The organism is Pseudomonas sp. B424, from assembly GCF_055408345.1.
The window spans coordinates 30,925-41,287 of record NZ_JBUZTL010000002.1; the positions used below are offsets into that span (position 1 = coordinate 30,925).

Here is a 10,363-nt window from a genome sequence, read left to right on the forward strand (position 1 = left end):
GCCGTGGGGTTAGCCGCGGCGACGCAGTGCATCGATACGCTCTTCCAGTGGCGGGTGGCTCATGAACATCCGCGCCAGGCCTTGCTTGAGGCCGCCGTTGATGCCAAAGGCCGCCATGGTGTCAGGCATGTGCACCGGCAGGCCCTGCTCGGAGCGCAGGCGCTGCAGGGCACTGATCATGGCCGCAGTGCCAGCAAGCTGCGCACCGGCTTCGTCTGCCCGGAACTCACGTTTGCGCGAGAACCACATCACAATGGCGCTGGCCAGGAAGCCCAGTACCAGTTCAGCGAAGATGGTCGCCACATAGTAGGCAATGCCGCGCCCTTCATTGTTCTTGAACACGACCTTGTCGACAAAGTTGCCGATGATACGGGCGAAGAACATGACAAAGGTGTTCACCACGCCCTGCACCAGTGCCAGGGTGACCATGTCGCCGTTGGCGACGTGACCGATTTCGTGAGCCAGTACCGCTTTCACCTCGTCGGGTGAGAAACGCTCCAGCAAGCCCTGGCTGACTGCAACCAGCGCATCGTTTTTATTCCAGCCCGTGGCGAAGGCATTGGCCTCGTATGCCGGGAAGATACCCACTTCAGGCATTTTTATCCCGGCTTCGCGGGACAATTGCTCAACGGTTTGCATCAACCATTGTTCGTGACGGGTACGAGGCTGAGTAATCACCTGGGTGCTGGTGCTCATTTTTGCCATCCATTTGGAAATGAACAGCGAGAACAAGGACCCTGCGAAACCAAAGACTGCACAGAATACCAACAGCTGACTGAGGTTCAGATCAACCCCGTTGGCCGCCATGAACCCGTCAAAGCCGAACAGGCTCAGGGTGATGCTGGCAATCAGCACGACCGCCAGGTTAGTGGCCAAAAACAGCAGGATGCGCATCATGGTTGTAAGAATCTCCTCGACTTGGGGGTGTTGCCGTATGCGGGTATATAAGGTGCTGCTTCAGGCTATTCAACCGAGTGACTATTTCAAACTGTGTCCTACAGACCGATTCTAGTCGCCTGGCCGGCGTTTCCTAATACGGATTGACTTTTTTTCACGCCGAAAGTGCCATCCGAACCTCGTAAATACAGGGGATTGACCCGTTATCGGGATAAGTGCGGCAGTGCGGGAGGGGGATGGGAGGCAGGTGTGAAGAATATTTCATCAGACACATGCTGTGCGACTTTTGATAGGTCACACAGCATATAAAGAAACTACTGACGGTAGGTCTTCAGGAAGTTACCGATCCGGCCGATGGCCATATCCAGTTCGTCGACACGGGGCAAGGTCACGACACGGAAGTGGTCGGGCCATGGCCAGTTGAACGCGGTGCCTTGAACCACCAGCAGCTTTTCCGAGAGCAGCAGGTCCAGTACGAACTTCTCGTCGTTGAGGATCGGGCACACTTTCGGGTCGATGCGCGGGAACGCGTACAGCGCGCCCATGGGTTTCACGCAGCTCACGCCAGGGATATCGTTGAGCAGTTCCCATGTACGGTTGCGCTGCTCCAGCAGACGGCCGTTCGGCAGCACCAGGTCGTTGATGCTCTGGTAGCCGCCCAGTGCCGTCTGAATGGCATGCTGGCTGGGCACGTTGGCGCACAGGCGCATGTTGGCCAGCATGTCGATGCCCTCGATGTAGCTCTGGGCGTTTTGCTTGGGCCCGGAGATGGCGATCCAGCCCGAGCGGAAACCTGCTACCCGGTACGACTTGGACAGGCCGTTGAAGGTCAGACACAGCACGTCCGGCGCCAGCGACGCGGTGCAGATGTGCACGGCATCGTCGTACAGGATCTTGTCGTAGATTTCGTCCGAAAACACCACCAGGTTGTGCTGGCGTGCAATCTCCAGCATGTCCAGCAGCACTTCCCTGGAGTACACCGCACCCGTTGGGTTGTTCGGGTTGATGATGACCATGGCCTTGGTATTGGGGGTGATCCTGGCCTTGATGTCGGCCAGGTCAGGCCACCAGTTGGCCTGTTCGTCACAGAGGTAGTGCACAGGGTGACCGCCGGCCAGCGTTACTGCAGCAGTCCACAGCGGGTAGTCAGGTGCCGGCACCAGAACTTCGTCGCCGTTGTTGAGCAGCGCTTGCAGCGACATCACGATCAGCTCGGACACGCCGTTGCCCAGGTAGATGTCTTCAATGCCGACACCCTCTACCTGCTTTTGCTGGTAGTACTGCATCACCGCCTTGCGCGCGCTGAACAGGCCTTTTGAGTCACTGTAGCCCTGGGCAGTCGGCAGGTTGCGGATCACGTCCTGAAGGATTTCGTCCGGCGCTTCAAAACCAAAAGGCGCCGGGTTGCCGATATTCAGCTTGAGGATGCGATGACCTTCCTCCTCCAGACGCTTGGCGTGCTTGAGCACTGGGCCGCGAATGTCATAACAGACGTTGGCGAGCTTGTTTGATTTGCTGACCTGCATGGCGATGTGATCCCGAAAATGAACGATCCAGACAGAGTGAGCACCCCTGCACTGGGAAATCCTGCGCTAACACCGCCTCGCTTCAAGAATCCGTTTGAATGCAGCTGGGGCGGGTGCCAGACTGGCGCTTAGCGAGGCGCAATCATACGTGCCACCCGACCCCTGGAAAAGCCACTGGTCGTGGTTTTTCAGTTGCAGAGGCAGAACCATGGAAAAGTTGAGCAAAACCCAAGAAGAATGGAAGGCCATGCTCGATCCTGAGCAATACAACGTGTGCCGCCTTAAAGGCACCGAACGGCCGTTTTCGGGTAAGTACAATGCCACTAAAACGGACGGTGTCTACCACTGCATTTGCTGCAACGAGCCGTTGTTCGACTCGGCGGCCAAGTTCGATTCCGGTTGCGGCTGGCCGAGCTTTTATCAGCCGATTGGCGACAATGCGATGATCGAGATCCGTGACGTCAGCCACGGCATGGTGCGTACCGAAGTGGTCTGCGCCAAATGTGATGCGCATTTGGGCCATGTATTTCCCGATGGTCCGCCACCGACCGGGTTGCGCTACTGCATCAACTCGGTGTGCCTGGACCTGGTTCCCCGCGACTGACTTTTTGAGGCACCGTGATGAACGACAATCTGTTCGACATTCCCTGTACCACTCTGGGCGGTGAGGCAAAAACCCTGGCGGATTTCGGGGGCAAGGCCGTGCTGGTGGTCAATACCGCCAGCAAGTGCGGCTTTACGCCGCAGTACAAGGGGCTCGAAGCCTTGTGGCAGCAGTACGGGGATCAGGGGCTGGTTATTCTGGGCTTCCCGTGCAACCAGTTCGGGCAGCAGGAGCCGGGCGATGAGGCGGCCATCTCGCAGTTTTGCGAGTTGAATTTTGGCGTGACCTTCCCGCTGTTCAAGAAGATCGACGTCAACGGCAGTCAGGCGCACCCGCTGTTTATCCAGCTCAAGAAACGCGCCCCGGGGTTGCTGGGCTCGCAAGGCATCAAGTGGAACTTCACCAAGTTCCTGGTCAGTGGCGACGGCAAAAGCGTCAAGCGTTATGCCCCGACCACCAAACCGGAAGCCCTCAAGGCGGACATCGAAGCATTGCTGGTGTGAAGGCTCAGGCTTTTGGCGCTACCCAGGTGTCGATCAGGGCGGCGAGTTCTTCACGCCGAAAGGGTTTGGCCAGGTAGTCGTTCATCCCGGCCGAGCGGCAACGTTCGCGCTCTTCGGGCATGGCATTGGCGGTGAGGGCAACGATGGGCAGCTTTGACCAGCGCACACGCTGGCGAATTTGCCGGCTGGCTTCGTAGCCATCCATCACCGGCATGTTGCAGTCCATCAACACCAGATCGAAAGTGCTCTGTTCCAGTCGGCTCAGGGCTTCGCCGCCGTGGGACGCGACCACTACGTCACACCCCAGCTTGCTCAGCATGCCCTTGGCCACCAGTTGGTTGACCGGGTTGTCTTCGACCAGCAGGATTCGCGCGCGGTGCTGCACCGGCGTGTTGCTGGTCCGAATGCTCGGGAGTTTGTCTTCTTCTTTTTGCAGCAAGTGTTGCAAGGTTTGGTACAGGGCGAGACGCGACAAGGGCCTGGCCTTTTGCTGCAGTGGCGCGAGTGCATTGACTTGCTCGCCGGGCATGAAGATGCCATAGGCAGTGACCAGCAAAATCGGCGCGCTGATGGCAGGTCGCAGGCCAAACAGGCACTCCGGGCAGTCAGTAATCAGCAACTGCGGATCGGTACCGGCCAACGAATCGTCCATCGAGTAGCGTTTGAACTCCAGCCCCCAAAGAGGCAAAAAGCTGCTGAGCATTTCGTTGAGGCCGCTGCTTGCCGCGCTCACCACAATCACCCTGCCGCTCAGCGGTTTTGGCCGGATAGCCGGGGTGTGGCAGGGCAGGGGCAGTTCGGCGCAGAACTGGCTGCCAAAACCGATTTCCGAACTGATGGTCAATCGACCCTGCATCACCTCGCACAGGCTGTTGGTCAGCGTCAGCCCAAGGCCGGTGCCGCCAAACTGGCGGGTGATGCCGGCGCCGGCCTGGGTGAAGGGTCTGAAGATCCTGGCCTGAGCCTCCTGGGCGATACCGATGCCGGTATCGCATACTTCGATGCGTACCTGATCGTTTTTGGCACTCAGGCGCACGTCTACCCGGCCGAACCGGGTGAACTTCAAGGCGTTGGACAGCAGGTTGCTGACGATCTGGCGCGCCCGGGTAGGGTCGCCCAGTACCAGTGCCGGAAAATCGGGATCGATCAGGCACGTCAGCTCCACACTGGGAGCGGCGTTCTGTGATAACAGGTTGGCGGTGTCTTCGATCAGCGTGCCCAGATCGAACGCAATATGTTCAAGTTCCAATTGCCCGGCATCGAATTTAGACAGGTCGAGAATGTCATTCAGCAGTTCGACCAGGACCTTGCCCGAGTCATGGGCAATCGACAGCTGCTGGTGCTGTTCGGCATTGAGCGGGCTGTCCAGACACAGCGCGAGCATGCCAAGCAGACCATTGAGCGGTGTGCGTATCTCATGGCTCATGTTGGCCAGGAACGCTGACCGTGCCTGGGCCATTTCCAGTGCAGTGCTGCGCGCGGCTTCGAGTTCTTCATTGGAGTGGCGCAGTTGGTCGTTGGTGGCCTCCAGCTCCTGGGTGCGCTCCGCGACCATGGTTTCCAGCTGCGCCAGATACTCGGTCAGGCGGTTTTCGGCGCGGCGCCGATGCTCGATTTCGCGTGCCATGGCTTCGAACTGCTGATTGGCAGCGTTGACCAGGACACCAATTTCATCGTCTTCATGGCCGGGAGGGCACTGCACCTTCGATTGCCCGGGGTCCCCCGGCTTGCTGTTGCTGATCTCGCGAATGACCCGCACCAGGGGCTGGGTCAACATCACGTAAAACAGCCCCAGGAGGATAAACGTCAGGATAATGCTGCGTACAAACCCGCTGATCAGCGTGACTTCCGCCCGGTGCAAAAACCGGCTGCCAAAAGGGTAGGTGTCTACGTCAAGGTGCAACACGCCCATGCTCCGCTCAGGCATGTGGTCGAAATACAGTCGCTCGTCAAAGGAGCGGCTGGAGCCGAAAAGAAAGTCGCTCAGTGCCCGATAGCGCCCGCTTTCAGGTTGATCCTGCACCGATGCGAGGACCAGATTGTCGCTGTCGGTGAGTTTTGCACCGGTGATCGCAGGTGAGCGCACGAGGCCCGACAACAGTTCCTGTGCCAGTTCGGAGTCAAGGTTGTAGGCAATGCGTGAGGCCGGGCTATGACTGATCTCAAGCAGCGACTGGATTTCGCGATTGATGGCTGCTGTTTCGCTGGCATAATCGATGCCGATTTGCAGCAGGCTAAGCATGGCCCCGAGAATCAGGCCGACCATTACTGTCAGCTTGGCTTGTTTGAAAGACAGGCGATGGGTGAGTTTTGTATCCATGGGGTGTTGCACCTGTTTCCATTTCCTTACGGCGTGCAAGAGTAGTCGATTAGCGGGTTTACCGGCAGGCATAACTGCGGTATTTGCGGCTAATGCGAGTGAGTCATATCGCGGATGGGTGTTGATCACCTTTCATGGCAATACGCCATCATTATGTATCAGTCCGAGGACATGTTGTGGATTCTAAACTGGATGCCTTTCTAGAGCGGGCCGAAGCGGTCCTTGCACGTCTTGAACCCCTGTTGCCGGCGCCGCGCCAGTCGATCGGGTGGCACGATTGTCTCGCAGCCCGATGGCAGCGTGAAGGTCGCTCGGGTTATTTGATGCCGCTCGAGGTCAGCCTTGAAATGCGCCTTTCGGACCTGATCGGCGTCGATACCCAGCGTGACCAGCTGGCCCGCAACACCAAGCAGTTTCTCGACGGTTTGCCGGCCAACCATGCCTTGCTCTGGGGATCACGGGGTACTGGCAAGTCTTCAATCATCCGGGCCCTGCTGGCGGAGTACGGGTCGGCCGGCCTGCGCCTGATTGAAATCGAGCGTGACCATCTGGCCGACCTGCCGCGTGTGGTGGAGCAGTTGCAGGGCTTGCCTCAGCGCTTTGTGCTGTTTTGCGATGACTTGTCCTTCGAGGCCGGTGAGAGTGATTACCGGGTGCTGAAAAGTGTGCTTGATGGCTCGCTGGAGCAAGCCCCGGACAACGTTTTGCTCTACGCCACATCGAACCGTCGACACCTGGTGCCTGAAAAGGAAAGCGACAACGAAAACTGGAAGAACGTTGACGGTGAACTTCATCCCAACGAGGCGGTGGAAGACAAGATCGCCTTGTCGGACCGCTTCGGTCTGTGGCTGTCGTTCTACCCGTTTACCCAGGAACACTTCCTGAGCGTGGTCGAGCACTGGATCGACGTTCTGGCCGGCAAAGCCGGTTTGCAGTGGCAGCGCGACGAGGCGCTGGATATTCTTGCCGTGCGCTGGGCGACCGGGCGTGGCAACCGCAACGGCCGTTGCGCCTATCAGTTCGCGCGTTATTGGGTGGGTTTAAAATTGCTGGAGCAAGCGAATGATTGATTTGAACGCCGCAGGTTCAGGCCTGAATGGCTACACCCTGCTGCAGGCCCAACTGGAGTCGTTGTTGGCCGATGAGCGGGATTTTATCGCCAATGCCGCGCAGTTTTCGGCTTTTTTGTACCACCAGCTGGACGATCTGAACTGGGCCGGGTTTTACCTTAATCGCAATGAAGAGCTGGTGCTGGGGCCGTTCCAGGGGCAGATTGCCTGTGTGCGCATTCCTTTCGGGCGTGGCGTATGCGGGGCTGCGGCGGCGAGCCGGCAAACACAGCGGGTTGAGGATGTGCACGCGTTTGCCGGGCATATTGCTTGTGACAGCGCTTCTAACAGTGAACTGGTGGTTCCGCTGCTCAAGGACGGCCGCCTGATTGGCGTACTGGACCTGGACAGCCCAAGCATCGGACGGTTTACCGAGCAGGACCAGCAGGGCGTTGAAGCACTGGCGGCTATCTTCCTGCGCCTGAGCGACTGCTAACTCCCCGTGAGCCCGGCCTTGCGCATTAGCGCATCGATGTCGACCGAATCTATTTGTTGAGGGTCGAGAAACTTCCGGGCGTACTGCATGAAAATCTGTTCGTGCATAAACAGCGCGAACAGCTGCGGGTCAATATGAGCATCGTGGCACATGGCGGCCATGATGCTCAGCGCCTCGCTTAACGTTTTGCTGCGTTTGTAGGGGCGATCAGAGGCGGTCAATGCCTCGAAAATATCGGCAATCGCCATCATCCGTGACTCCAGGCTCATCTCCTCACGCTTCAGGCGTTTTGGATAACCGCTGCCGTCCATTTTTTCGTGATGGCCACCGGCAATTTCGGCAATGTTGCTCAGGTAGCCGGGCAGGGGCAGGCTGTTTAGCATCAGGATGGTCTGAACGATGTGATTGTTGATGATGTAGCGCTCTTCTGCGGTCAATGTGCCGCGCCTGATACTCAGGTTGTAGAGTTCTCCCCGATTGAATTTGTAGTGGGGCACATCGAGTTTGAAGCCCCATGGGTTGTCAGGGGCAATCACTTCGGATTCGGCCCGGGGGAGCAGGTGTTCGGGTTTGTCAGCCAGCAGTTGTTCGGTCACCGGTAATGCTTGTGGCTCGCGGGTGGACTGGCGATTGTTCTCTTCCCAGGACACGCCGAGGCGATCGTCCAGTGTCCGGCTCCATGTGCGCCTGGCTATCGTGTTCAAACGCTCCAGATCTGCCTCCGCCATGGCCTCGCCCCCCAGATTGCACCGGGCGACAAAGGCGAAATCGTCATCCAGCGCACAGAGGCAGGCATCGCGTATCAGCGTCAGTTGCTGATCGTCCCCGCCCATGGCGCGCGCTTGCCAGTAGTTGATCCAGGTATCGCGCTTGAGCACTTCAAAACGGGTGCGGATCTCGTGAATACGGTCGTACAGGGTTTCCAGTTTGGTGGCCTTGTCGACCACATACTCGGGTGTAGTGACCTTGCCGCAGTCATGTAGCCAGGCGGCAATGCGCAGGGCTTCCCATTGTTCATCCGAGGGACTGTACTGCTCGAACGGTGGCTTTTGGCTGGCTGCGGCCGCTTCGGCCAGCATCAGCGTGAGGATCGGAACGCGCTGGCAGTGGTTGGCGGTATAGGGGCTTTTGGCGTCGATAGCGCCCGCCAGCAGTTCGATCAACGCATCCAGCAATTGCTTTTGACGGGCTTGCAGGCGCTGGCTTTCAATCGCCACTGCCGCCGTGCCGGACACGGCCTGGATAAAGGCCACCCGGTCAGCTCGCAAGTGATCCTTGTCGGCGCTGGAGCCGCTGTCGTTCAGCACCAGCGCCAGAATGCCCACGGTCTCGCCCTGGCGGTTGTGCAGGCGGATACCGATCAGGTGGATGCTCTGGCTGCCCAGTTCACGCATCACGGGCTGCAGGCTCCCGGCCTGCTCAAGGTCGAGGGTGCATGCAACATTGTCCTTGCCTTCACACAGTTCGCGCAGCCACTGCGGGGTCTGGCTGTCGCCCGGGTCCACTTCAGGCTGTGGCAGTGCCGTCAGGTCCCGGGGATGGTCATTGATGATCAATCCCTTTAATTCCAGCAGCGTGCTTTCGTTTTTGGTGAGGTAAATCAGGCCGGCCTGTGCCTGGGCAATCTTGAGCGTCTCAACCAGGACTGACTGCAATAAAGGTTCAAACCGGGTATGGGACGAGAGGCTGGAGGTAATTTCAAAAAAACTGGCGAGGGTTTCTTTCATGCGGCCCATGGACGCCGCCAACTGGTCGATTTCGAGCACCGGCGAGTGCTGCCTGAGCGGGTAGTTGAAATCGAAACGTCGAATGGCATCGGCTTCCTGCACCAGCGCCTGCAAGGGTCTGACCAGCAATCGGGACGTTATCCAGCCCAGGGGCAGGCAGAGCAGCAGGGCGGCCAGGGTCACCAGCGCTCCTTGCCAGCGCAAATGGTAAGCATCTGCCAGCAGCTCGTCCTCCGGGATCATCATGGCCAATTGCAAGCCATTGGAACCGCTGTCGCTCACCGTGAAGCGTGTAACGATCCATTGACGCTGACCGTCGTTCAGACGCTGTTGAGCATCTACCCCCTGACTGATCAGGGTGCTCAGGGCCGGGCTTAATTCCGAAACTTTGGGGAGCTGCTTGGGATCCTGGGCGTTCAATAATTTGCTGGCGTCCGGATAGGCGATCGCCCGGCCATCGTCACCGAACAAAACGATTTGTGTGCCGGGCGTTACCTGATGCCTGGCGAGGGTGCTGGAGAGTTCGGAAAGGGTGACATCCGCTCCAATGACCGTTTTAGCCGTGCTGCGTTTGGACAAGGTTGTGCCGACCTCCCGGGTGGTGAAAAAAAGGTAGGGGGGAGTGGTCAGATGATCGGTGCTGGTGCGTTCGGGGATAAACCAGCTGCGGATGCGGGGGTCATACACTTCATTGGTAATGGCTCGCTGCTCCAGTACAACCATGGATGCATCCAGATACTGCTTTTTTGATTCCACTGCGCCGGGATGTGCTGAGCGCTCTATTGTCCAGACTTCGTAGCTCGCCTGTGACGGGGCTTTCACCCGGAGCCTGGCGGCTTCATTGCGCAAAGGCCTGACAAGGAAAAAATTACCGGCGTCATCTCCAAGGTACAACGCTGCCAGCGTGTGGTTGTCCTCGAGTGTTTGTACGAAGGGTTGCAGCAACCCCGTTCGAAGCTCGACCTGATCCGTTATGGCATCGGGGTTGAGGGCCAGTAGATTCAGGGCGTGCCGAATGGGCTGGTAGGTGTTGAGCAGGTCCTGCTGTACATCATGTTCTATGGGGCTGAACAGCTTCTGGCTGCTGCTGAGGATGATCAGGGTCGTTTGCTGGTAGTTGAATACGCCCAGTACGATGCCCAGCAGGAACAACAAAAATGTAAACATCGCACTGATGTGGACATGCAGAGGGAACGGGCGACTATGGGAGTGCGCAGTATTGCGCATGAGCAGTTACTCCG

At 58.3% G+C, this 10,363-nt stretch carries 8 protein-coding genes; 4 read left to right on the forward strand and 4 right to left on the reverse strand.

Annotated elements, in window-relative coordinates; all coding sequences use genetic code 11:
• Window positions 1-9 precede the first annotated feature (9 nt).
• Both htpX and ACZRMS_RS02515 read right to left on the reverse strand, forming a co-directional pair.
• Complete coding sequence (gene htpX / locus ACZRMS_RS02510) at window positions 10-897, reverse strand: protease HtpX (protein WP_463993981.1); 888 nt, start codon at window positions 895-897, stop codon at window positions 10-12.
• 314 nt (window positions 898-1,211) lie between these two features.
• Window positions 1,212-2,423, reverse strand: a complete 1,212-nt coding sequence (locus ACZRMS_RS02515) for a pyridoxal phosphate-dependent aminotransferase (RefSeq protein WP_463993982.1) — start codon at window positions 2,421-2,423, stop codon at window positions 1,212-1,214.
• 208 nt (window positions 2,424-2,631) lie between these two features.
• Here ACZRMS_RS02515 and msrB point away from each other — a divergent pair, with 208 nt between their 5' ends.
• Together msrB and ACZRMS_RS02525 are read left to right on the forward strand one after the other, a co-directional pair.
• A complete protein-coding gene (msrB, locus tag ACZRMS_RS02520; RefSeq protein WP_463993983.1) occupies window positions 2,632-3,027 on the forward strand; it encodes a peptide-methionine (R)-S-oxide reductase MsrB in 396 nt (131 codons plus the stop codon).
• Window positions 3,028-3,044: 17 nt separating this feature from the next.
• The gene (locus ACZRMS_RS02525; protein WP_463993984.1) at window positions 3,045-3,530 is read left to right on the forward strand and encodes a glutathione peroxidase; all 486 of its coding nucleotides are present in this window, start codon (window positions 3,045-3,047) and stop codon (window positions 3,528-3,530) included.
• Window positions 3,531-3,534: 4 nt separating this feature from the next.
• On the opposite strand, the gene ACZRMS_RS02530 is transcribed toward ACZRMS_RS02525, so the two are convergent.
• Window positions 3,535-5,850: a response regulator gene (locus ACZRMS_RS02530; protein ID WP_463993985.1), complete on the reverse strand. Its 2,316-nt coding sequence runs from the start codon at window positions 5,848-5,850 to the stop codon at window positions 3,535-3,537.
• Window positions 5,851-6,026: 176 nt separating this feature from the next.
• Between ACZRMS_RS02530 and ACZRMS_RS02535 the strand changes: the two genes are divergently transcribed.
• The gene (locus ACZRMS_RS02535; RefSeq protein WP_463993986.1) at window positions 6,027-6,920 is read left to right on the forward strand and encodes an ATP-binding protein; all 894 of its coding nucleotides are present in this window, start codon (window positions 6,027-6,029) and stop codon (window positions 6,918-6,920) included.
• A complete protein-coding gene (locus ACZRMS_RS02540) occupies window positions 6,913-7,395 on the forward strand; it encodes a GAF domain-containing protein (protein WP_463993987.1) in 483 nt (160 codons plus the stop codon). The genes ACZRMS_RS02535 and ACZRMS_RS02540 overlap by 8 nt, the downstream gene beginning before the upstream one ends.
• Here the strand turns inward: ACZRMS_RS02540 and ACZRMS_RS02545 are convergent.
• The gene (locus ACZRMS_RS02545; RefSeq protein ID WP_463993988.1) at window positions 7,392-10,349 is read right to left on the reverse strand and encodes an HD domain-containing phosphohydrolase; all 2,958 of its coding nucleotides are present in this window, start codon (window positions 10,347-10,349) and stop codon (window positions 7,392-7,394) included. The two genes, ACZRMS_RS02540 and ACZRMS_RS02545, sit on opposite strands and share 4 nt — an antisense overlap.
• Between the last annotated feature and the right edge of the window lie 14 nt (window positions 10,350-10,363).

Coding starts and splice junctions, on each gene's coding strand:
- htpX (WP_463993981.1), bottom strand. CDS start 897: ATGATGCGCATCCTGCTGTTTTTGGCCACTAACCTGGCGGTCGTGCTG.
- ACZRMS_RS02515 (WP_463993982.1), bottom strand. CDS start 2,423: ATGCAGGTCAGCAAATCAAACAAGCTCGCCAACGTCTGTTATGACATT.
- msrB (WP_463993983.1), top strand. CDS start 2,632: ATGGAAAAGTTGAGCAAAACCCAAGAAGAATGGAAGGCCATGCTCGAT.
- ACZRMS_RS02525 (WP_463993984.1), top strand. CDS start 3,045: ATGAACGACAATCTGTTCGACATTCCCTGTACCACTCTGGGCGGTGAG.
- ACZRMS_RS02530 (WP_463993985.1), bottom strand. CDS start 5,850: ATGGATACAAAACTCACCCATCGCCTGTCTTTCAAACAAGCCAAGCTG.
- ACZRMS_RS02540 (WP_463993987.1), top strand. CDS start 6,913: ATGATTGATTTGAACGCCGCAGGTTCAGGCCTGAATGGCTACACCCTG.
- ACZRMS_RS02545 (WP_463993988.1), bottom strand. CDS start 10,349: ATGCGCAATACTGCGCACTCCCATAGTCGCCCGTTCCCTCTGCATGTC.